Origin of the sequence: Aquitalea sp. LB_tupeE (assembly GCF_013391415.1) — a bacterium.
Taxonomy (GTDB): domain Bacteria; phylum Pseudomonadota; class Gammaproteobacteria; order Burkholderiales; family Chromobacteriaceae; genus Aquitalea.
This window is the reverse complement of the sequence record NZ_JACAXB010000010.1, coordinates 56326-79717: the sequence shown is the minus strand read 5'-3', so window position 1 is coordinate 79717 and position 23392 is coordinate 56326. Positions and strand designations below refer to the sequence as shown.

Annotated in this window: 19 protein-coding genes; 7 read left to right on the top strand and 12 right to left on the bottom strand. The window is 60.3% G+C overall.

Going from position 1 to position 23392, the window contains the following annotated elements; all coding sequences use genetic code 11:
- Positions 1-21: 21 nt before the first annotated feature.
- The 7 genes from hpf to HWX34_RS03515 all read right to left on the bottom strand — a co-directional run bounded on the left by hpf (position 22) and on the right by HWX34_RS03515 (position 5200).
- Positions 22-348, bottom strand: a complete 327-nt coding sequence (gene hpf / locus HWX34_RS03545) for a ribosome hibernation-promoting factor, HPF/YfiA family (protein WP_045845546.1) — start codon at positions 346-348, stop codon at positions 22-24.
- Positions 349-419: 71 nt separating this feature from the next.
- Positions 420-1844 carry an RNA polymerase factor sigma-54 gene (locus tag HWX34_RS03540; RefSeq protein WP_178971019.1) on the bottom strand — a complete coding sequence of 475 codons (1425 nt, stop codon included), beginning with the start codon at positions 1842-1844 and terminating at the stop codon, positions 420-422.
- A gap of 3 nt (positions 1845-1847) precedes the next feature.
- Complete coding sequence (lptB, locus tag HWX34_RS03535; RefSeq protein ID WP_178971018.1) at positions 1848-2579, bottom strand: LPS export ABC transporter ATP-binding protein; 732 nt, start codon at positions 2577-2579, stop codon at positions 1848-1850.
- On the bottom strand, positions 2576-3130 hold the full coding sequence (gene lptA / locus HWX34_RS03530) for a lipopolysaccharide transport periplasmic protein LptA (RefSeq protein WP_178971017.1): 555 nt from the start codon (positions 3128-3130) through the stop codon (positions 2576-2578). Before lptA ends, lptB begins: the two co-directional genes overlap by 4 nt.
- Positions 3120-3680, bottom strand: coding sequence for an LPS export ABC transporter periplasmic protein LptC (gene lptC, locus HWX34_RS03525; protein ID WP_178971016.1), 561 nt, complete (start codon positions 3678-3680; stop codon positions 3120-3122). The genes lptA and lptC overlap by 11 nt, the downstream gene beginning before the upstream one ends.
- Complete coding sequence (locus tag HWX34_RS03520; protein WP_178971015.1) at positions 3677-4201, bottom strand: HAD family hydrolase; 525 nt, start codon at positions 4199-4201, stop codon at positions 3677-3679. Before HWX34_RS03520 ends, lptC begins: the two co-directional genes overlap by 4 nt.
- Positions 4202-4219: 18 nt before the next feature.
- Entirely contained in the window at positions 4220-5200 is a 981-nt protein-coding gene (locus HWX34_RS03515) for a KpsF/GutQ family sugar-phosphate isomerase (protein WP_178971014.1), read from the bottom strand.
- Between the two features lie 217 nt (positions 5201-5417).
- On the opposite strand from HWX34_RS03515, the gene HWX34_RS03510 reads away from it, so the two are divergent.
- Entirely contained in the window at positions 5418-7385 is a 1968-nt protein-coding gene (locus HWX34_RS03510; protein WP_178971013.1) for a cation:proton antiporter, read from the top strand.
- Between the two features lie 87 nt (positions 7386-7472).
- Here the strand turns inward: HWX34_RS03510 and HWX34_RS03505 are convergent, their stop codons facing one another.
- The 3 genes from HWX34_RS03505 to aguA form a co-directional block, all read right to left on the bottom strand.
- Positions 7473-9623: an AsmA family protein gene (locus HWX34_RS03505; RefSeq protein WP_178971012.1), complete on the bottom strand. Its 2151-nt coding sequence runs from the start codon at positions 9621-9623 to the stop codon at positions 7473-7475.
- Between the two features lie 309 nt (positions 9624-9932).
- On the bottom strand, positions 9933-11600 hold the full coding sequence (locus HWX34_RS03500) for a SulP family inorganic anion transporter (RefSeq protein ID WP_178971011.1): 1668 nt from the start codon (positions 11598-11600) through the stop codon (positions 9933-9935).
- A 292-nt stretch (positions 11601-11892) separates the two neighbouring features.
- Positions 11893-12999: an agmatine deiminase gene (aguA, locus tag HWX34_RS03495; protein WP_178971010.1), complete on the bottom strand. Its 1107-nt coding sequence runs from the start codon at positions 12997-12999 to the stop codon at positions 11893-11895.
- 195 nt (positions 13000-13194) lie between these two features.
- On the opposite strand from aguA, the gene HWX34_RS03490 reads away from it, so the two are divergent.
- The 6 genes from HWX34_RS03490 to HWX34_RS03465 all read left to right on the top strand — a co-directional run bounded on the left by HWX34_RS03490 (position 13195) and on the right by HWX34_RS03465 (position 21498).
- Positions 13195-14109 (top strand): LysR family transcriptional regulator, encoded by a 915-nt coding sequence (locus HWX34_RS03490; RefSeq protein WP_178971009.1) that lies wholly within the window; start codon positions 13195-13197, stop codon positions 14107-14109.
- Positions 14110-14293: 184 nt separating this feature from the next.
- Entirely contained in the window at positions 14294-16000 is a 1707-nt protein-coding gene (locus HWX34_RS03485; RefSeq protein ID WP_178971008.1) for an amidase, read from the top strand.
- Between the two features lie 201 nt (positions 16001-16201).
- Positions 16202-17026, top strand: a complete 825-nt coding sequence (locus HWX34_RS03480; protein WP_178971007.1) for a LuxR C-terminal-related transcriptional regulator — start codon at positions 16202-16204, stop codon at positions 17024-17026.
- 125 nt (positions 17027-17151) lie between these two features.
- Positions 17152-18771 carry an amidohydrolase gene (locus tag HWX34_RS03475; RefSeq protein ID WP_178971006.1) on the top strand — a complete coding sequence of 540 codons (1620 nt, stop codon included), beginning with the start codon at positions 17152-17154 and terminating at the stop codon, positions 18769-18771.
- Positions 18772-18847: 76 nt separating this feature from the next.
- On the top strand, positions 18848-19942 hold the full coding sequence (locus HWX34_RS03470; protein WP_178971005.1) for an extracellular solute-binding protein: 1095 nt from the start codon (positions 18848-18850) through the stop codon (positions 19940-19942).
- A 32-nt stretch (positions 19943-19974) separates the two neighbouring features.
- Positions 19975-21498, top strand: coding sequence for a DUF3138 family protein (locus tag HWX34_RS03465; RefSeq protein ID WP_178971004.1), 1524 nt, complete (start codon positions 19975-19977; stop codon positions 21496-21498).
- A gap of 43 nt (positions 21499-21541) precedes the next feature.
- Here HWX34_RS03465 and HWX34_RS03460 read toward each other — a convergent pair whose 3' ends face one another.
- Both HWX34_RS03460 and HWX34_RS03455 read right to left on the bottom strand, forming a co-directional pair.
- On the bottom strand, positions 21542-22021 hold the full coding sequence (locus HWX34_RS03460) for a DUF3237 domain-containing protein (RefSeq protein ID WP_178971003.1): 480 nt from the start codon (positions 22019-22021) through the stop codon (positions 21542-21544).
- A gap of 103 nt (positions 22022-22124) precedes the next feature.
- Positions 22125-23345, bottom strand: a complete 1221-nt coding sequence (locus HWX34_RS03455) for an MFS transporter (RefSeq protein ID WP_178971002.1) — start codon at positions 23343-23345, stop codon at positions 22125-22127.
- Positions 23346-23392 lie beyond the last annotated feature (47 nt).

Genomic DNA, 23392 nt, shown 5'->3' with positions numbered 1-23392 from the left:
CCCGCATCGAAGACTTAATGTTTACAAGCTGGCTTCCTGTTGAACCTGTGGGCTTGTTGCACGGTGTTCGCTTTGTTTTTCCTTGTGCTTGAGTACCTGGCGATCGAGCTTGTCCATCAGCGCGTCGATGGCAGCGTACATGTCGGAGTCGGTGGCCTCTACGTGGATATCCTTGCCGGAGAGGTGAACATTCACTTCCGCCTTGTGTACCAGCTTGTCTACCGACAGGGTAACAGCAACGTCAATCACGTGATCGACATGGCGGGTGATGCGTTCCAGCTTGGTTTCCACGAATTCGCGGATGGCCGGGGTTACTTCGAGGTGGAGACCGGTTACTTTGAGGTTCATACCCTAACTCCTTCTTGTGTTGACTGCCCGGTCGGGTCGGCCGGGCGAGCGGATATACTTCAAGGCGTGCTTCACAGTGCCTTGCGCAGATTGACCGGCGGTATCTGCATAGCTTCACGATACTTCGCAACGGTGCGTCTTGCAACCTGAATCCCTTGCTTGCCCAGTTCGTCGGCAATGGCGCTGTCCGAAAGTGGCTTGGCCTGGTTTTCACCGTCTATCATGCGGCGGATATGCGCCTTGATGGCGGTTGCCGAGCATTCGCCACCGCTGTCGGTTTCCAGCGCACTGCCAAAGAAATACTTCAGCTCGAAAAGACCGCGCGGGCAAAGCAGGTATTTCTGCGTAGTGACCCGTGAAACCGTGGATTCATGCAGGCCAAGTTCGTCGGCAATGTCCCGCAAGATAAGTGGTCGCATGGCGACTTCACCGTGTTCAAAGAACGCTTGCTGCCTTTCGACTATAGCTTCTGACACTTTCAGAATGGTGTCAAATCGTTGCTGGATGTTCTTGACCAGCCATTTGGCTTCTTGCAGTCGGCCAGTCAGTTCACCAGCGCCAGAGCGGTTTTCCGACAGCATCTGGGCGTACAGCTGGTTGACGCGCAAGCGTGGTACTGCGCCGTTATTGAGTTCGGCCACCCAGTGACCACGCCGTTTGCGCACGGTGACGTCCGGGATGACATAGTGCACGTCTTCGCCACCGAAACCGGAAGCCGGGTGGGGGGTCAACCGGGCGATTAACTGCTGTGCCTGGCGGATGGCTTCATCATCTACACCCAGAATACGTTTCAGGCGGGTGTAGTCGCGGTTGCCCAGCAGCGTCAGGTGCTCGGCCACAATCTGGCGTGCCAGCGCATGGCCGGGTTCGTTGGCGGGCAAGCGGGCCAGTTGCAGGCCAAGCGACTCGGCCAGATTGCGCGCGGCAATGCCGGGTGGGTCGAATTGCTGCAACAGGCGCAGTCCGACCATCAGTTCATCGGTTTCCAGCTCCAGTTCCAGCGGCAGGTTGCTGGCCAGTTCTTCCAGATCGGTAGTCAGGAAACCGTTGTCGTCCAGTTCTTCGATCAGCAGCTGGACGATGGCCTGGTCGCGGGTGGGCAGGGTCAGTTCGCCCAGCTGCGCCAACAGGTGTTCGCGCAGGCTGACCGGGCAGGGCACGTTGAGCATGGGGTCGAACTCATCGTCCCCGTCGTTACGGCGGCTGCCACTGCCCCAGTCGGTGAGTTCGCCATTGCTGGCTTCCTGGCTGTTGTCACCATCGCTGCTGTCTGACGCCGTGCTGGTGGATTCTTCCTGGGCAACCGGGGTCTCGGAGGGGCTGTTGTCGTGTGAGGGCGGCTCATCGCCGCGTTCCAGCATGGGGTTGTCCAGCAAGAAACGTTCGACTTCTGCTTGCAGGTCGAGCGTGGACAGCTGCAACAGCTTGATGGACTGCTGCAGTTGCGGCGTAAGGGTGAGTTGCTGGGAAACCCGCAGCTGTAGTGACTGTTTCATGGTTTACAGGTGGAAGTGCTCGCCCAGGTAAACCTGGCGCACTTTCTCGTTGTTGACCAGTTCTTCCGGCTCGCCGGAAGCCAGAACCGAGCCATCGCTGATGATGTAGGCGCGATCGCAGATGCGCAGGGTTTCACGTACATTGTGGTCGGTAATCAATACGCCAATACCACGCTGTTGCAGGAAGGTGATGATTTTCTGGATGTCGATGACCGCAATCGGGTCTACCCCGGCAAATGGTTCGTCCAGCAGGATGAAGCGCGGGCGGGTGGCCAGTACGCGGGCGATTTCCACCCGGCGGCGCTCACCACCGGACAGCGCCAGCGCATTGCTTTCGCGCAGGTGGGCGATATTGAGGTCGTCAAGCAGCAGGCTGAGTTCCTGTTCCAGCTGGTCGCCCTTGTAACCGGCAATTTCCAGTACCGCCGTGATGTTTTCTTCCACCGTCATCTTGCGGAAGATGGAAGCTTCCTGTGGCAAATAGCCCAGTCCCAGACGGGCGCGCTGGTGAATGGGCAGATGGGTGATACTGTTGCCATTCAGCGTGATTTCGCCTTCATCGGCACCGATCAGCCCGACTATCATGTAAAAACTGGTGGTTTTGCCGGCACCGTTGGGGCCAAGCAGGCCGACTACTTCACCGCTCTGGATCTGCAGTGCGACGTCCTTTACTACCGTACGTTTTTTGAAGCGCTTTTTCAGCCGCTCCACTTTCAGGATGCTGGGGCCGCTCATGGAGTGCTTCCGTCCGTTTTCTTGCCAGCCGGGCTGTTGTCCCTGGGCTTGGGCTGAATGATGGCAGTCACACGGCCGCCGTTGCTACTGGCACCACTGCTGACTTCATACATTTCGGTTTCGGTGTTGTAGGTAATGACGTTACCAATGACCAGATCACTGCCCCGCTTGACGCGGGCATTGCCGGTGAGTACGGCAACGTGGGTGACGGTGTTGTAGTCCATCTGATTGGCCTGGCCTTCGATCCATTCGTTCTTGCCGTCCATTTTCTGGCGGAAGTTGACCTGGCGACCGGTGGCCTGCATGGTCTGGTTACCCTGTTTGTCCTGGGTTACCGTGGCGCGGTCGGCATTGAGCTTGAGTGTGCCCTGGATGATGACGACATTGCCTTGCCAGACCGTGACGCCCTTGAGCTGGTCGAGGTTGCCACGGTCGGCACTGATTTCGATGGGTTTGTCGCGGTCAGCCTTTTCGGCATGGGCAGTCTGGATGGCACACAGGCCGAGTGCCAGCCAGGCCAGCCGGATAAAGCGGCGGCAGTTATTTTTCATAAGTGGCCTTTGCGTTGGACAGCAGCTGTAACAGACCAGCCTGCTGTTCGTAAATGAAGCCCACGGCGCTGCCGCTGGACTTGCCATAGTAGAAGTGCGTAAGGGTGTCGGCACGGGCAATGTGCTTGATGGTGTCAATGCGCATATTGCTGCTGAGTACGCGGGTTTCCTGTTGCGTGGCGGTGGCGGGCTGTATCAGCGTGACTTTCTTGTCGAACAGCACTTGCTTGGTCTTGCTGTTGTAACGGCCGCTTTCTCCAATGGCATGGTAGGCCAGGATGCCATTTTTGTAGCTTTGCAGGTCTGGCGACTCGAAATACGACTCGGTACGGTCCGGGTACTGCCACATGCGGCTGGCGATCATCTTGTCCTGCAGCATGCCTTTGGGGTCAAAACGGGTGGCCGTCACGCCCTGCGCCACGACCTCCGGCTTGTTCGGGTCCAGTTCGTGTTTGCTGGGCTGCCAGCGCGATACCATATCCAGCCATACCGTCAGCAAACCGGTGATCAGCACCAGCAGGATGGGAAACAGGCGGTGCGAACGGATCATGCCAGATACCGTGCCACAATGGCGTCAAAATTGCCTTGCGCCTGCATGATGAGCTCGGCCAGTTCGCGCACTGCACCCTGGCCGCCGGGAAAACCGGTGACATAGTGGGCATGCTGGCGCACCAGGGTGGGGGCAGCCGGCACGGCTACTGCCAGGCCGACGCGACGCAGAACCGGCAGGTCGATCAGGTCGTCGCCGATGAAGGCGCATTGTTCCAGCGTGACCTCTGCCTGTTGCAGCAACTGGTTGAGCGCTTCTTGCTTGTTGTGGATGCCACCGAAGTAGAAGTCGATGCCCAGTGCCTGTGCGCGGTGTTCCACGCAGCGGTCGGCCCGACCGGAGATGATGGCTAGTCGTACACCGGTGGATTGCAACAGCTTGAGGCCCAGGCCGTCCTGCACATAGAAGGACTTGCTCTCTTCGCCTTGGGCATTGTAATAAATGCGTCCGTCGGTCATGACGCCGTCAACGTCCATGATCAAGAGCTTGATCTTGCGGGCTTGTTCGGTAATGGCTTGCATGGGCTTCCTTGTTGGCAGCTAGACGACGCCGGCCTTGAGCAGGTCGTGCATATGGATGGCACCGGTCAGCTTGCCGTCGGCATCCACTACCAGCAGGCTGGTGATGCGGCGCTGTTCCATCAGGTGTACGGCTTCGGTAGCCAGCTTGCTGTGCAGAATGGTTTGCGGCGCGGGGCTCATCACCTGGTCGATCAGCAGGTCGTAGATATTGCCGGAGCGCTCCAGGGTGCGGCGCAGGTCGCCATCGGTATAGATACCCTTGATGTCATTGTCGGCCGTGGCAATGGCCACCATGCCCAGGCGCTGGTGCGACATTTCCAGCAAGGCGTCTTTCAGCGCTGTGCCCGGCAATACGCGCGGCAGTTCGTCGCCGCTGTGCATCAGGTCTTTGACGTGAACCAGCAGACGCCGGCCCAGGCTGCCACCGGGGTGGGACAAGGCAAAGTCTTCCGGGCCGAACTGACGTGCATCCAGCAGGGTGACCGCCAGGGCATCGCCCAGCGCAATCTGCACCGTGGTGCTGGTGGTGGGGGCCAGGCCCAGCGGGCAGGCTTCTTTTTCCACCTGGGTGTCCAGCAGGATGTTGGCTTCGCGGCCCAGCGAGGAGGCGGGGTTGCCGGTCATGCCGATGAGCACCAGCCCCTTGCGCTTGAGCGCGGGCAGCAGGGCAACTACTTCGCCGGATTCGCCGGAGTTGGACAGGGCAATCACCACATCCTGTGCGGTAATCATGCCCAGATCGCCGTGGGCGGCTTCGGCCGGATGAACAAAAAAGGCCGGGCTGCCGGTGCTGGCCAGGGTGGCGGCGATCTTGCGGCCCACATGGCCGGACTTGCCCATGCCTGTCACCACAATGCGGCCACGGCAGGCCAGAATGGCATCGACGGCACGTAGAAAATCACCGTTCAGGCGGTCTGACAGGGCCAGAATTGCATCCGCCTCGGTCTGCAGCACTTCACGTGCCAGATCGAGCCGGGAGCTTGTTTGCGCTTTTTCCATAGGGGAAAGTATATCAAAGGTTATAATCGTCGGAGGCAGAAGCTGGTGCATCTTTTGCTTGGCGAGTGATTTTGTCCTGCCATGCTGGCATGTACTCGCTTGTTTTTTCCTTCCCGGTCATCGGCTTGTGTGACGGTCGGGACGCTTGATCATGGCCATTCGGCGTGTCGGCTGTCATGGTTTTTTTCCCGCTTTTTCACAGGAGATGATTGCGTTCATGCATTCGCTTGCCCCGATCGTGCTGGTTTTGCTGGCTGCCGTGTTGTCCGTTACCTTGTGTCGCAGCTTGCGCGTACCGCCTATGCTGGGCTATCTGGTAGTGGGTTTCCTGGCCGGGCCTGGCGTGGCCAGCGTGATTCCCGAGGGTGAGGAAACGCAGTTCCTGGGTGAAATCGGCATCGTGTTCATGATGTTTTCCATCGGCTTGGAATTTTCCCTGCCCAAGCTGCGGGCCATGCGCCATCTGGTATTCGGGCTGGGTTTGGCGCAGGTGGTGGTGACCTTGCTGCTGATTGCCGTGGTGATGGGCTGGCTGACTGGCTCTGCGCTGTCCGGCTTTGCCGTGGGTGGCGCGCTGGCGATGTCATCCACCGCCATTGTCAGCAAATTGCTGACCGAGCGGTTGGAATTGAACCTGCAACACGGACAACTGGCCATCGGTGTGCTGTTGTTTCAGGACATCGCCGTGGTGCCGCTGCTGATTCTGCTGCCTGCCTTTGCCGGTGGCAGTGAAACCCTGTGGATGGACCTGGGCCTGGCTGCGGTGAAAGTGGTGGCGGTGATGGCCTTGCTGCTGTTTTTCGGCCAGCGTCTGATGCGTCCCTGGTTTCATCTGGTAGCCCGGCAGCGCTCGGGCGAGCTGTTCATGATCAACGTTTTGCTGATCACCCTGGGAGTGGCCTGGCTGACCGAGCTGTCCGGCCTGTCGCTGGCACTGGGCGCCTTTGTGGCTGGCATGCTGATTTCCGAAACCGAATACCGCTATCAGGTGGAAGAGGACATCAAGCCTTTCCGCGATATTTTGCTGGGTTTTTTCTTTGTCACTGTCGGCATGCGTTTGCAATTGCCTATCCTGTACCAGCGCTTTGGCGAAGTGGCGCTGATGCTGGGGCTGTTGCTGTTGGCCAAGCTGGGCATCGTGTTTGTGCTGGGGCGGCTGCTGCGTCACCAACCCAATCATTCCATGCGTGCCGGTCTCGCCCTGGCACAGGGCGGTGAGTTCGGCTTTGTGCTGCTGGCCTTGTCCGGCAACCTGGGCCTGATTGCCGAAAGCACCGAGCAGGCTGCCATTGCCGCCATCTTGTTGTCCATGCTGGTGGCCCCCTTCATGATCATGCACGGCGAGGCCATTACCCGTCGTCTGGTGAAGCAGGACTGGATGATGCAGGCCCTGAACCTGCACCACTTGCTGGTGGAGGGCATGGGCAAGTCTGACCATGTGCTGATTTGCGGTTACGGTCGTAGCGGCCAGGCGCTGGCGCGCTTGCTTGAGACGGAAGACATTCCCTTCTTTGCGCTGGACATGGACCCGGAGCGGGTGCGCGAAGCAGGCGAAGCGGGTGACCCGGTGGTGTTTGGCGATGCGGGCAAGAAAGAAGTGCTGGTAGCCGGTGGCCTGATGCGGGCCAAGGTGGTGGTGGTGACTTTTGCCGATACCCATGCGGCGCTGCGCATTTTGCATACCGTGCAGTCGGCGCGGCCTGATCTGCCAGTCATTGTACGCACGGTGGACGACAGCGATATCGACCAGCTGCGCCGTGCCGGGGCGGACGAGGTGGTGGCCGAGGTGATGGAGGGCAGCCTGATGCTGGCCTCGCAGGCGCTGATGGTGCTGGGGGTGCCGCTGAACCGGGTACTGCGGCGCATTCGCTCGGTGCGTGAGGAACGTTACAACCTGTTTCGCGGCTTCTTTCGTGGTACCAGTGATGATGGCGAGGGGCTGGACGAGGCGCTGGTGCCCCGCTTGCTGAGCATTCAGGCCTGCCCGGGTGCGCATGCCATCGGTCATCCGCTGGGAGCCTTGCAACTGGAGGCCATGGGGGTGGAGGTCAAGGCAATTCGCCGCAATAGCATCCGCCGGCTGGATTTTGACAACAGCTTTGAAATTGCCGCCAATGATGTGCTGGTGGTGCTGGGGACGCCAGAGCAACTGGCCTTGGCAGAAAGCCGCATTCTGCAGGGCTGATCTTGCCGTGCGGATGCCAGCGCTGGCATGAAAAAGGCCGTGTCATTGACACGGCCTTGTGCGTTGGCTGACTGAACGGGGCTCAACTCAGGGCAGAATGGTGGTGATCTGCTTTTTCAGTTCCTGCTTTAGCGCCTGCTGTTTTTCACCTTCGGTCTTCTTGCCTTTCACCATGGCATTGAAGTCCAGCGCATAAACCGGAGCATTGAGCGGGCCGGTAATCTTGAGCGGTACGTTGACGCCTTTCAGACGGCTGAACTCTTGCGGATTGGCCTGTACATCCATGGTGTAGTCCACAATATTCTGCGTCAGGTCCACCTTGCCTGCCCCTTTGACATTCACCAGCTGCGACGCCAGTTGCATGTTCTGACTGCGCGCCACGCCCTTGTCCAGGCGGAAGGCCGCGGACAGGGTGGAGAAGGTGGTTTTCTGGTCGGCCTGGGCTGGTGAATTCCATTCCTTCAGTTCTGCCGGCAGGTTTTTCAGTGCGGCAACCAGGTCAATACCGGTCAGCGCGCCCTTGTTCAGGCTGGTTTCCACATTGCCAGTCAGGGTGTTGCGCAGTTCCAGGAAGGACTTGCCGTCGGCAGTAATGTCGATCTTGCCATTGCCCTTGCCATCCAGCCGGTTGAAGTTCAGCAGGTCCACCAGCAAGGGGCGGATGTTCATGTCCTTCAGCGTTTGCTTGACTTCCAGATGCGGTGTATCGCGGCGCGCCAGCAGCATGTCGCCTTGCAAACGGCCCTGGTAGATGTCGGCGGACATCTGGTCCAGCTCCAGTTCGCGCGGGTTGATGCGCACGCTGGCGTTGAGGTTGTTCATGCGGAAACGGCCCATGGCCAGTTCGCCGATGGCCACTTTGCCGGTCAGATCGAAATAGTCCAGCCAGTCCAGCGGAATCGGCTTGCCGTCCTGGAAGATGGCCACCGGATCGCCCTTGCTCTCGGGCAGGTAGCGGTTGAGGTCCAGTTTGCCCACCGACAGTGTGACCTCATGCCGTGGCTTCATCAGGCCAAACTGGCTGACAGTGACCGACAGGTCGGAGCCGTCCAGCTTGCCTGCCACACGCAGGTTAAAACGGGGTTCGTCCAGATCGCCATCCAGCGCACCTTGCATGCTGGACACCAGCTTGCCGCGCGGCAGCAGCGGGGTGGTGACGGTGGCCGTCATGTTCAGGGGCTGCATGCGCAGCTGCTTCATACCCATTAGTGCCAGCGGTGCATCCAGCTTGAAGTTGAGACGGGTGTCACCGGCCTGCCAGTTGAAGTTGCCATTCACCTTGTCGGCAGCGATGCCGCCTTCGGTCAGTTTCAGGTTGTCAAGGCCAGCGTCCAGCTGGTACTGGCTGTGGGCATAGCTCAGCTTGCCACTCAGACGGCCGGTGGGAATGCTGACTTCATTGAAGCTGGCATTGAGCTCGGGCACCTTGAGTTCCAGCTGACTGCTGGGCCGCTCGCTGCTGAAGCGGAAGCTGAGATCCTTGCCGGAAGTCTGCAAGGTGGCAAAGTTGAGTTTGTACTGGCCGGTGGCGGCAAATTTGCTTTCACCAAGGCCAGGCACGTCGGAAATGGCCACGGCGTCCAGCTTTTCCAGGCTGACCTGATCGTCCTGAATGGTAAGCGGGGTGCTGACGGCCAGGCGGATGGGGCGCTTGCCATTGCTGAGAATGGCAGCGGCGGTCAGGCTGGCACCGCTGCGCAGGTCATCGGCGTCCAGGCTGACGGTATCCAGCTTTTGTTCGGTCCCGCTGCTCTGGTCGGTATATAGCAAAGTGCCTTCACGGACGAGCAAGCGGTCCAACTTCATGCTGACCGTGCCGGATGAGCGGTGCAGCAGCAGGTCCATGATGGACAGGCGGCCATCCGCACCACGGGCAATGCTGGCGGTGACGCCATGCATTTCCAGCGCCTTGATTTCGCGGTTGCCGGTAAGCAGCGGAATCCATGATAGATAAACATCCAGCTGTTCCACCCGGGCAAAGCTTTGTTTGCTGCCAGGTTCGCTGATATTCAACTGGTGAATGCTCAGGCCCGGGGACGGGAATAACAGTGGCGTGATCTTGCCTTCCACCGCGACCTGACGTCCGGTGTCATTCAGTGCGCTGCTGAGCGTCTTGCGCACGGCAGCTTCATCAAACTGCCAGAAAATCAGGGCCTGTATCAGTACGAACAGCGCAATTACTGTGCCGCTGCCGTAGACGGTAATGCGTAGCCATAGCCGGCCGGAGTTCCATTTCATGAGTGCATCTTCGGGGGGCTAAGCGGAGTGTTTCATATGCAAGCATGCGTTGGCTGACAGGGATTAGGCAGCCGCTTGCCCGAGTTTGGCGAAGCCAAAATATTACCGGGCAGCCCGCATTTGTAAAGCGCGAATTTTAGCACGAATTGCTGTCAGCGGCCCGGAGCGGCAGGAAAAGGCCCGTCGCCACAGGCTGCTCAGCCCCAGTGTGACGGACGGGGCTGGGGCTGGTTTACCATTTTTAACCAGCAGCCACCCAGGCCACGGGGGAACTGGCCAGACAGAAGGCAGCTGCGGTGAGGCGGTGGTTTACTCGCGACCGGTTTGCATAAAATGGATGAAGCGTGGCTGTGCCGGATGGGCTATCCCGGTAGGCTCAGCCTGATGTTGCCGTGCGGTCACCCGTTTGGGTGCATGCAGGGCGTGGTGAGGACAACTGGCCGATAAGCCCCAGCGTTGCAACTGGCTGGCGGTCGCTTCGTCCTGGCACAACAGTTGCAAGCGGTAGCCATGCTCATCGCACCACAGGCGCAGGCGGTGTAGCGTCTGCATGGCCGAACTGTCCAGGCTGGCCTGGCGCAGACACAGCTGTACCAGGCCACCGCTGGATAACTGTGCGGCAATGGCGGCTTGCAGCTGGTCGTGCAGGTGGCTGACCGAGCCGAAGTACAAGGGGCCGCCCAGTTCGGCGGTCAATACCGCGGGCCGCTGGTCCAGTTCATCAGCAGGCTGCAGGCGGATGTCCTGCAAGGGGTTTTGCTGACTGGCACGGTAGCAGAACTGCCAGGCAGACAGCACCAGTCCCACCACGATGCCACTGAGTACATTCAAGGTCAGGAAGGTGAGCATGGTGCTCAGTAAAATGGCGCGCTCTGCCCGCCCCAGTGCAGGCCAGCGTTGCAGCCAGTGAGTCAGCAGCTCCACCCCGAAATACAGCAATACCCCACCCAGTACATAAGGCTGGATCAGGCCCAGCATCCATTGCTGTTGCCAGATGGCCAGCAGGCAGCAAGTGACAAAGCAGATGGCCAGTGGCCAGCGTCGGGCACCCATGCGGCCGGCCAGCAGGCTGTCGGACAGCATGATGCTGACCGGCGGTGTTGCGCACAATGCCGAAGCCAGGCAAGCCAGACCGTTTACCCGCATTTCCTGGTTCAGATCAGCCCTTGCCAGCTGTGCCTGATCCAGCGCCATGATGTTGCTGGTGCTACCCAGCATGGCCATCAGTGCTGCAGCCAGAGCGCTGGGGAGAGCGCCCAGCACCGCAGACCAGATGGGCAGTTGCAGGCTGGGCAACAGGGTGGCGGACTGCGGCTGGACGGCGCTGCTCAGCGTCGGCCCGCAAAGGCAGGCCAGCAACAACAGTGCCGTCAGCGTAGCCGGGTGATCCATCTTGCGCATGCACAGCAACAGCAAAATGCCAAAGCCCAGTCCCCAGCCCAGTTGCGTCGCCTGGCCGCCGTCCAGTTGCCAACTGGCGGGCTGGGTCAGCGACAGGCTGTGTCCGGCGGCAATGCTCAGCCCGAATACGATCAGCAGCAGGCCGCTGCTGGCCATGAAGGCTGCCAGAACCGGATAGGGCAGGCAGCGCGCCAGTTGTCCTGCACGCAAGCGGGCGGCCAGCAAAAAGGCGGCAGCGGTCAACAGGGCGGTGAGGGCGTTGATGCACAGCAAGGTGGACAGCACCTGCCCGGTAGACCATGGCCGGGTCAGCAGGTGCAGGCTACTGGCACTGACTAGCGCGGACAGGATAACCATGGCCGGTTCATCCAGCCCCGGAATGGCCAGTTTCAGCCGGCTGTTACCCGCCACCAGCAACATGGCCAGACAGCAGGCTGCCATCATCAGGGTGAATAGCAGGGGCCGCAGCGCAGCAGCATGGAGGGCCGTGCCCAGCAGGTCGGAAAAAGCGGCGTTAACGGAAATGGCAATGCTGGCGGTGATCAGTCCGGCGCTGATGCTGTGAAAGCTTTTCATCTGTCGTGTCCCATGCCTGGAGTGAAACCGTCATGCCCTTGGCCGGTCTGTGCCGGATGGCCCGCTGTCCAGTGCGGTGCAGGTGACGGCGCTGATGGCAAGGCGGCTGTGGCGCACAGGCATTGACCATCAATCAGGTATGGTTCGATGTTAAGAGGATTATGTAGCGACACACAATAATGCAAACAGACTATGCTTTTGTGCTGGAGCGTTCAGGGGCAAGGCTTTGCCAATGAAAAAGCCAGGCGCGAGGCCTGGCTTTTGTGGTGCCGGATTCAGTGGAGAGAAGTGCTTAGCTCGCCTTGCCTGCCGGAATCTGCTGGGTGATGCAGTGGATGTTGCCACCGCCCAGCAGCACTTCACGCGCCGGTACGCCGACAATGCGGTATTCCGGGAAGATTTCCTGCAGGCGGCTGGCCGCTGCCTCATCGGTTCGCGCATCCAGCAGCGGGAAGATGATCTGGCCGTTGCTGATCAGGAAATTGACATAGGAAGCCGCCATGCGCTCGCCCACTTCACGCGGGACGGCCTGGCCGCTGGCCACCACGCCGGCGGTTTCTTCTGCGGTGTAGTACAAGGGGCCGGGCGACAGCATCTTGTGAATCTTCAACGCGCGGCCCTTGGCGTCACGGGCTTGCGACAGCACTTCGAAAGCGGCCTGCGAACGCGGGTACTGCGGGTCGTTTTCATCGTCCACCCAGTGCAGGATCACCTCACCCGGACGGGCAAAACAGCACATATTGTCGATGTGGCCGTCGGTTTCATCCATGAACACGCCTTCGGGCAGCCAGATGAAATGGCTGACGTTCAGGTATTCGGACAGCAAGGCTTCAATCTGCTGTTTGGACAAGTGCGGATTGCGGTTGGGGTTGAGCAGGCACTCGGCAGTGGTCATCAGCGTGCCTTCGCCATCGACATGGATGGAGCCGCCTTCCAGCACCAGCGGTGCGGGGTAGCGATCAAAGCCATGATGGGCCAATACCTGGCTGGCCACGGCGCTGTCCTGGTCCCACGGGTGGTACAGGCCGCCTTTAAAACCGCCCCAGGCATTGAATTGCCAGTCTACACCGCGCACCTGGCCGGCCTGGTCGATGACGATGGTCGGGCCGCTGTCGCGCATCCAGCAGTCATCGCTATTCATTTCCACCAGCGTCACTTCGGCTGGCATCACGGCACGGGCTGCGGCCATGCATTCTTGCGGCACCGCCATGAACACCGGGGTGGCTGCGGCAATGGCCTTGGCGATGGCGGCAAAAGTCTGCTGTGCCTCGCGTCCGGCATGGCGCCAGTTGTCCGGGCGCTGCGGCCAGATCATCCATACCGCCTGTTGCGGGGCCCATTCGGCCGGCATGTGAAAGCCGTCGGCGGCAGGCAGGCTAGTGTGCGTTGTGCTGTTCATTGAAATCACCATGCTGGATTAATGCCATCAGAAGTATTCAAGACATCGTGCGCTTACAGCACAGTCCGGCGGTGCGACAGGTCAGCCGGTTTTCTTTGCCATGCACGAGGAATTGATTGACAGACGCAGTCTAGGGAGAGGCAAACTATTCAGCAAATGAACAATACGAATACTTTCATAAATACGGTGAATGATGTGAAATTGCACCAGCTGGACCTGAACCTGCTGCTGGCGCTGGATGCCCTGGTCAGCCTGCGCAGTGTGACGCGGGCGGCGGAGAAACTGTTTGTCAGCCAGCCTGCCATGAGCCACTCGCTCAACCGCTTGCGGACATTCTTCAACGACCCGCTGCTGGTGCGCTCGCCACACGGCATGCAGCCCACACAAAAGGCGCTCTACTTGCAACAGGGCGTGCATCAGGCACTCAGCCTGCTGCAAAGCCATTTCAGCCAGCCCGAAGCATTTGACCCTGCCACTTCGACGCGCCGCTTCACCCTGTGCACTACCGATTACGTGGAGTGCGTGCTGATTCCGCCGCTGGTGAAAAAACTGGCGGTGGAAGCGCCCAATGTCCATATCGACATCACCATCCTGCGGGAAGAAATTCCGGAACTGGCGTTGGCCGACGGGGAAATCGACTTTCTGCTGGGTTTTGACGAATACATGAAGATTCCCGGCTATCTGTGCCGGGAAACCTGGCTGAACGAGCCCTTGATCGGCATCTTGCGTGCCGGCCACCCCTTCCAGAGCGACCGGCTGACTCTGGCCGACCTGATTGCCTTACCGCATGTCTTCCACGCGCCGCTGGGCAATCTGGGCTCGCCGATGGATGACTTTCTGGCCGCGCGCGGCTTGCAGCGCAAGATTTCAGTGCACAGCCAAAGCTATATGGCGGCGGCGGCCATTGTCAGCCATACCGACCACCTGTTCATCCTGCCCAAGAAAGTGGCAGCGATGATGGCGGGCTACTGGCCGCTGAAGATGGTGGCGCTGCCGGAAGAGTTGCCTGGCTATCACCTCAACTGCATCTGGCACCCGGTGCAGGACAGCAACCCGGCCTTGCTGTGGCTGCGCGGCTTGATGCGCGGTCTGATTGAAACGACCGACTAGCTGAGGCGGCAGGGATGGACCGGTATTCATCGCATGAATGGGTGCATCAAAATGAATCATTTTCCCGTATGAGCCGGACTCTTGTAGATTAGCCGCCATATTGCGTCATCGCCCATGCCTACGCTTGGTGCAAGGCTGTCAGCGTGATGGGAATGAAATCCGTCTTCTTAGTGGAGGTAGAAGCATGATCGAGGTTACCGAGCTATCCATTGCCCAGCTGCGTGCTGCGCTCGAATCCGGGCGTACCACCGCGGTGGAACTGGTGAAGGCTTATCAGGCACGGATAGCGGCCTACGACGGCCCCGCTACGGCAACCCGGCTGAATGCAGTGGTGGTGCCCAACCCGGAAGCCATCCGCGAGGCCGAAGCCTCCGACGCCCGCCGTGCCCGTGGCGAAACGCTGGGCCCGCTGGACGGTATTCCCTATACCGCCAAGGACAGCTATCTGGTGAAGGGGCTGACTGCCGCTTCCGGCAGCCCGGCCTTCAAGGAGCTGGTATCCCAGCACGATGCCTTCACCATTTCCCGCCTGCGCGCCGCCGGTGCCATCTGCCTGGGCAAGACCAATATGCCGCCAATGGCCAATGGCGGCATGCAGCGTGGCTGTTATGGCCGCGCCGAAAGCCCTTATAACGCCAACTACCTGACCGCGCCGTTTGCCTCCGGCTCATCCAACGGGGCCGGTACTGCCACTGCTGCCAGCTTTGCGGCCTTCGGTATGGCTGAGGAGACCTGGTCTAGCGGTCGTGGCCCGGCGTCCAATAACGGCCTGTGCGCCTACACCCCGTCGCGCGGGGTGATTTCGGTACGTGGCAACTGGCCGCTGACTCCCACCATGGACGTGGTGGTGCCCTATGCCCGTACCATGGCCGACCTGCTGGAAGTGCTGGACATCATCGTGGCTGACGACCCGGTCACCCGTGGCGATTTGTGGCGTCTGCAGCCCTGGGTGACCATTCCCAAGGCATCGGCAGTGCGCCCGGACGCCTATCCGGCCCTGCTGGCCGCGCCCGAAACGCTCAAAGGCAAGCGCTTTGCCATCCCGCGCATGTATATCAACAAGGACGAACTGGCTGGCACCAGTGATGCACCGGGTATCGGCGGCCCCACCGGCCAGCGCATCCATACCCGTGCGTCGGTGATTGCCTTGTGGGAAGCCGCACGTCAGGCGCTGGAAGCAGCCGGCGCGGAAGTGATTGAAACCGACTTCCCGCTGGTGTCCAACTGTGAAGGCGACCGGCCCGGCGCACCCACCGTGGCCAATCGCGGCATCCTGCCGCCGGACTTCCTGCACGATGAATTATGGGAATTGTCCGGCTGGGCTTTTGATGAATTCCTGCGTGCCAACGGCGACCCCAAGCTCAACAAGCTGGCGGACGTGGATGGCCCGCAAATCTTCCCGCACGACCCCGGCACCCTGCCCAACCGCGAGGGCGATCTGGCCGCCGGCATGGAAGAGTACGTCAACATGGCCAAGCGCGGACTGAAGTCCTTCGACCAGATTGCCAGCGTGCCGGACGGCCTGCGTGGCCTGGAGAAAATCCGCAAGATGGACCTGGAAGACTGGATGGACGAACTCAAGCTGGACGCCGTGCTGTTTCCCACCGTGGCCGACGTTGGCCCGGCGGATGCCGACGTCAACCCGGCTTCCGCCGACATTGCCTGGAGCAACGGGGTATGGGTGGCCAATGGCAACCTCGCCATCCGCCACCTGGGCGTACCGACGGTCACGGTGCCCATGGGTGTGATGGCCGATATCGGCATGCCGGTGGGGCTCACTTTTGCCGGGCGTGCTTATGACGACAATGCGCTGTTGCGTTTTGCCAGTGCCTTCGAGGCTACCGGCAACAGACGGATGATTCCGCCGCGTACCCCGGCACTCGGCCAGTAAGTCCTGACTGTGGTGTAAACCAGAAAAAGCCAACCCTTGCCGGTTGGCTTTTTTTGCATCGCCAGGCGAGCAAACCGCAAGAGGAGGACAGGGCAGGGGTGCAGACATCATGGCGCGATTTGTGCTTTCTATCTGGTTATCCGTCACATCAATATATAGTGTGGCTGAAACGGATATCCCGCTCAGCCGGCATGAGGAGGCATGATGCAACAGACCATTGCACTGGAAACCGCAGGTGGCTTGCTACAGAGCCTGGGGACAGCACAATTCACCAGTCGTTTGTGGAGCTGGCTGCACGGGGTGGTCGACCCATGCTGCTATCACATGACAGCGCTGCGTTTTCGCCGTGGCAGTCAGCAGCCAGCGGTGGAGCAGCTCGATGTGCTGTTTTTTGCCGGTAATGCCGACCCGGAAGAAACCCGGCTGGCCTTGTCGCTATACCAGCAGGACATGGAGTGGAAGCAGGATCGCCAGTTATTGCAGTTCATCGAACAAGTGCAGGACCCGCAGCTGGTGTTGTCGCGCAACGAGGTTTACCCGCCTACCGCCTATGGACGCATGATTGCCCAGAGCCCGCTGGGCGAAGAGTGCAGCTTGCTGGGCTGTGAAACCGACTATGTGTATCTGTTGTCGATTTTTCGCAACCGCCACACGCCTTCCTTTACGCTGGGTGAGCTTAGCCGCCTGCGGCAGACCTGCCATTTCCTTATTCCCTTGCTGGCGCGGCATGCCCAGCTGAGCACCCCCTGCATCACACCTTCGCAAGACACGCTATTGCAGTATTTTGATCGCTGCCTGCAATTGGCAGGCAAGCAGTTGTCCGGGCGCGAGCGGCTGATTTGTCATGCCATGCTGCAAGGCTGGTCGGTGCCCCAAATTGCCGAGCACGTTTCCATCAGCCAGTGCAGTGTACGCACCTATATGGAGCGGGCGCTGGCCAAAATCGGTGTCACCAGCAAGTCCGAGTTGTTTGCCTGGTGTGTGACCGTGGAACAGCGTCACCGCCAGCCTGCGGCTTTGTCCTGAAATCCGAGGACAGACAGCCCGTCCCCCTCCCGCCATGATCAGAACCGGTTGCACACGGTTCTGCCAAGGGGCGCAACAGCCTCCTGACGCATGACCCTGTGCCGGTCATGAATCAGGAGGCAGGCATGCAGTATCCCGAAAAAATCTATTACAACGGCAGCATCCATACCGGCAACGACTTCAACACCATGCACACCGCGCTGGCCATAGGCGGCGGCAAGATCATCGCCAGCGGTGATGACCAGACCATCCGCACCATGGCCGGCAGCCAGACCGTGCTGATAGACCTGGCTGGCAAGCAGATCATCCCGGCCTTTGTCGATGGCCATGCCCACCCGCTGGAGGGGCAGCAAATGGTGGGCGAGACCGACCTGGACCGGGCCGATAGCGCCGAGGGGGTGTTGCAGCTGATCCGCGAGGCGGCCATCGCCCAGGCAGAGGAGCCGTGGGTGTTTCTCGGCGGCATCGATTTGAATGTATTCGGCAGCTACCCCACCCGCCAGCAACTGGATGTCGCCCTGGCGGACCGCCCCTTGCTGCTGCTGGGGCATGACGTGCACAGCGGCTGCCTGAATACTGTGGGACTGGCGGCGGCCGGCATCGGCCCCGACACGCAAGACCCCAAAGGGGGTATTCATGAGCGGGAGCCGGGCAGCCAACAGCCTAGCGGCGTGGTGCACGAAGCCGCGCTGTACCGCCTGTTCGGCCTGATTCCGCAGCTGGGCCCCGCCCGTTATCCACAGTCGCTGGCCAAGGCCATTGCCATGGCACACCGCCTGGGGATTACCGGCTGGTTCGACGCCCGGGTGGATGAAGGCCTGCTGCAAGCCTATGCGGCAGCACGGGATGCCGGCACGCTCAAGCTGCATGTCAGTGCCGGGCTGCTGGCCACGCCCCGCCATGATCCGGCACAACAGATTGCCCGCTTTCAAGAGTGGAAACGCCGCTACGCAGGCGACACCCTGCACGTGCATACGGTGAAAATCTTCATTGACGGGGTGACCGAATCCCAAACCGCAGCCCTGCTGGAACCCTACCCGGGTACCGAGGATCGAGGCCTCGCGCTGTGGGAGCAGGACGCGCTGAATGAGATTGTGGCCATGGCCGATGCCGCCGGTTTCGACCTGCACTTTCACACCCTGGCCGACCGCGCCGTGCGCATGGCGCTGGATGCGCTGAAATGGGCGGCCCAGTGCAATGGCCCGCGAGACCGTCGTGCACAGCTGGCCCATTTGCAGCTGGTGCATCCGGACGACATGCCCCGTTTCAGCCCGCTTGGTGCCATTGCCAGTGTGCAGGCGCTGTGGACCGCCGCTTCCCCGCAGTTGCAGGCTCTATACGAAGAAATTCTGGGCCCGGAACGGGCTGCACAAAGTTATCCCTTCCGCAGCATGCGCAATGCAGGGGTGATGCTGGCCGGTGGTTCCGACTGGCCGGTTTCCACCATGGACCCGCTGGCCATCATGCAAACCGGTGTCACCCACCTGCCGACCGATTACCCGGAGGCAGAGGCCTGGAACCCGGACGAGCGCCTGGACCTGCAAGTGATGCTGCAAGCACACACCGTCAACGCCAGTCATGCCTTGCGCTTCGATGATTGTCGCGGCCTGTTGCCAGGCCATGAGGCCAATTTCCTGATTCTGGAGCGCAGCCTGTTTGCGCAAGCGATACAGCAGCTGCACCAGACCCGGGTGCTATGCACGGTATTCCGTGGCGAAACCGTGTATGGCGTAGAGACAGATTAACAAGCCCTTGCTGCCTGATTCCCGTTTGTCCACACCATGCCGCCAGCAGAGCGGCCATCACTACAAAGGTTGAGAAATGAAGAAACTGATCCATACCTGTTGTGCGCTTGCCCTGCTGGGCGGCGTTTCCGGCCATGCGGCAGCCGATGCCGCTCAGGTCAATGTCTACAACTGGGGCAATAGCCTGGCCAAGGAAACCAATGCCAATTTCCTCAGGCAGACCGGCATCAAGGTGCGCTACCAGGAGTTCGATAGTAACGACACCCTGATGAGCAAGCTGCTGGTGGGTAATTCCGGTTACGACGTTGTCGTCCCTTCCGATGCCTACTTTGGCCGCCAGTTGCAGGCTGGCATGTTCCGTAAACTGGACAAGAGCAAGATTCCCAATCTGGCCAAGCTGGACCCGGCATTGATGAAGATTCTGGAAGGCAGCGACCCCGGCAATCAATACGGCGTACCGCTGAACTGGGGTACCGACGGCATCGGTATCAATCTGCAAAAAGTGGAGTCGGTACTGGGCAAGGGCGTGCCACTCAATACCTGGGACATGCTGTTTGACCCCAAATACATGGCCAAACTGTCCAAGTGCGGGGTGTCGGTGCTGGATTCGCCGGTGGACATGTTCGGCATGGGGCTGCACTACCTGAAAAAGAATCCGCTCAGCACCAATCCGGCCGATTACCAGGAAGTATTCAAGCTGCTGAAAACCATCCGGCCTTATATCGGCCAGTTCAACTCCAGCAGCTACGCGCCGGATCTGGCCAGTGGCGATATCTGCATGGCCTTCGGTTACTCCGGTGACGTCAACACCGCCCGCATGGCGGCACTGGCCGCGCACAAGCCTTACACCATCCAGTACATCCTGCCCAAGGAAGGCAGCGTAATCTGGTTCGACGTGATGGCCGTGCCCAAAACCGCATCTAATGCCGACGCCGCGATGAAGTGGATCAACCATGTGATTTCTCCCAACGAGGCCGCTGCGCTGAGCAATGAAACCTTCTACCCCAGCGCAGTACCGGCCGCCAAACCGCTGATCAAGCCGGACGTGCTGTCCGACCCGACGGTTTACCCCAGCGCCGCCGAAATGAAAAAGCTGTTCACCGTGCGCGCCCTGCCCACCGAAATCATGCGGCTGGAAACCCGGCTATGGCAGGAACTGAAAACCCACTGAACATCATCGCTTGGTCATTCGGGGTAAACATCATGCAAAGAAAACTGATCGCCATGTCCATCATGGCCCTGCCGGTGATGGCGTACGCCGGTAGCGACAGCAGTACCGCCCTGCTGCAAAAACTGGAGGCACTGGAGCAGCAGGTAAAGGCCCTGCAGCAAAGCAATGCGCAGATTCCTGTGCTGCAACAGCAGGTGCAAAGCCTGCAACAGCAGCTGGGCAGTAGCACCAACACAGCGGGCAATGCCGCTGCGGCAAGCGAAAGCGAGGAGCCGGAAACCCTGCAGCAAACCGTCAACAGCCTCAAGATCAAGGTAGACACGCTGAGTGAGGCGGCGCAAACCGGGCCGATTGCCGGTCTGAGCGTCACCGGTTTTGTTGACCCCATGTTCCTGTACAACCGCAACACCAACTCCGCCGGTTTCCGCTTTCTCAACAAGAACAGCGCTTACAACTACTACGACAGCAATCTGGGCGATGTGTACCTGGATATCAAAAAGACCTTTGGCGTAGGCCCGGAAGCGCCCAGCGTGGAGTTGGTTATCCAGCCGGACCGGGGCAGCGGTACCAGCTTCAGTAGCGAAGGCGGCGGCCTGACCAACAGTATCTTCAACCAGGCCAATGTCAACCTGCCGCTCAGTGCCACCGCCACCCTGCAACTCGGCCTCTTGCCCAGCCTGGCGGGTTATGAACCCAATCCGGCCAATCTGACCCAGACGCTCACCCACAACCTGCTGTTTGACTTCAGTGAGCCAGCGTCCTATCTGGGCATGAACTACAAGCTGTTCACCAATAACTACCAGACGCTGTGGCAATTCATGCTGGCCAATGAGCAGCTCAAGTCTGCTGGTGCCATCGTCAGCCAGAACGGGCGCAGCAACAGTAACAGCACGCCAACACTGGCAGCACGGGTGGATTACCAGTACACCACATCGCTGGACCTGGGCTTCTCCGCCAATATCGGCCGCCAGACCATTCTGACGCCATCCAGCTGTAGCAGCGGTTATGGCTACCAGTGCAATCTGGCATCCCCCTTTGGCCGTTACTTCTATGCTGAGGCCGATCTGACCTATACCTGGTCGGACATCCAGTACAACGCCCAGCTGGATTACGGCCAGCAAGCGCATAGCGCTTGGAATGGCGGCATGGCGCAATGGTATGGCTTCTCCTTGCTGGCCGCCAAAAAGTGGAATACCGACTGGCTGGGCAAGGTGGGTACGGTGGTACGGGTGGACTACCTGAACAACAGCCGCAACGGGGGTGGTGGCAGCGGCATTTTGTATGGCTTGAGCGGCAACACCGCCAGCATCAACCCCACCAGCGGCTGGGGCGTGGACCAGCAATGCCTGAATGCTTCCAGCAATAACGGTATCGACTGCAAGGGGACCAACCGTAGTGATATCGCGCTGGATTTGTTGTTCTACCCGGCGGACAAAATGACGGTGAAGCTGGAGTACCGCCATGACTTTGCCAGCAATGCGGTGTTCCAGCGCAGCGATGGCAGTCTGTCACGCAATAACGACATTCTGGCCACGCAGTTCATCTACGCTTTCTAGGCCAGATATAACAGCCGCCCCGCCTGCGCGAGGCGGCTATTTTTCAAGCCAGCCGGTAGATGGCAATCTCCACCTGGTCGGGCAGCGGATAATGCACGGTCCCGACAAAGACCTGATGGTTGACCCAGTGATAAAGGCCATGCCCGGCCCTGATTTCGGGTTGGCAGCGGCAGTGATACAGATCTGCCGGAAGCGGCCACACCCCTGCGCGCTCCAGCGCCGCACCCGCGGCTGACAAATGCAGGAAGCCCCGGTTATGCACCAGTAGCACCGTGCCATCGTCCAGCTGCACCGCGTAACGGGCATCCATGATGCCCACCCCGTCCGCGCGCTGCAGGTAATTGTCAAAACCACCCGGCAATACCCGGCCCAAGACGCCATCCGGCCCGTGCACCACGCCACCGGTGATCGGGTACAGGCAGCGGTGCCCGTCTATCGTGTCACCCAGTGGTATTTCCGGGCCGATCGTGACCGAGAGGTTTAACCACAGTTGCAAAGGCGGGGGGGCATGCACGGCTTGCATTGGCGCGCTCCAGTAACAAAGAGTGGGGAAACGCCAGAGGCTACCCCCACTTTCCTGCCCTGGCTGTCATCGGATTTGCCGACAACACGCTGTGGCCAGATGTTTATTTCCAGCAGCGCACCAGCAAGGCCAGCAAGGACGCCAGTGCAGCAAAAGCCGTGACCGCACTCCAGCCATACCCTGCCAGCAACATGCTGGCCAATACCGAACCTAGCGACATGCCGATGAACATGCAGACAAACAGGACCGCATTCAGTCGGCTGCGCGCGGCAGGGTCAATCCGGTAGATCACCGCCTGATGGGCGATCAGGCTGGCTTGTACGCCAAGGTCGAACAGCACTGCACCGGCCGCCAGCAGGCCAAGCTGCATGTTCAGCGACAGCATGGGCGCCAGGCTCAGCATGACAAAGGCCAAGGCAGCCAGCGCGGCACCGGCACGGGTAACCACTTCCGGCCCCTTGCGATCTGCCAGATGACCGGCCAGCGGAGCGGCCAAGGCACCGGCGGCACCGGCCAGACCAAACGCGCCGGACGCGGCACTCCCCATATGGAAGGGGCTTGCATGCAGCATGATGGCCAGCGTGGACCAGAATGCACTGAAGCCAACCGACAGCAGCCCTTGTGCAATGGCCGCACGGCGCAAGGCACGATGCTGGCGCCACAGGCCAAGCAGCGAGCCAAGCAGGGCGTGATAGGGCAGCGTTGTGCTGGGCTGAAAGCGCGGCAGGTAACGGCGGATGGCCAGGCCGATGCACAGGATGCTGGCAGCGGCAAGGAAGAACATTGCCCGCCAGCCATATTGCTCGGCCACCACCCCGCTGATGACACGCGACAGCAGAATGCCCGTCAGCAAGCCGGTCATCACGGTTCCCACCACTTTGCCGCGTTCTGCTTCTGCAGCCAGCGTGGCGACGGTAGGGACGATGTCCTGTGCCAGTGTTGCGCTCAGGCCAATCAGCAATGATGCGGGCAGCAATACCGTCAGCGAGGGCGACAGCCCGGCCAGCAGCAAGGCCAGCAGCAATACGGCGGCCTTGATCAGCATGATGTTGCGCCGGTCATGACGGTCGCCCAGCGGTGCCAATAGCAGGATGCCCAGCGCGTATCCCAGCTGCGTTAGCGTCGGCACCAGGCCGGAGGCCTGAGCGGACGCGCCGATATCGCCTGCCAGTACGCCCAGCATGGGTTGGCTGTAGTAAAGGGAAGCAACCGACAGCCCGGCACCGGTGGCCATCAACAATATCAGCGAGCGGGGCAGGGTGTGTGTTTTGGCCGGCTTGGCCGACGGTGCCACAGAATGGTGCAGAACCTTGGTGGAAGACATGTGCAGCCTCATGAATCAAGTGATGATCGTCACATCATGGCTGTGTG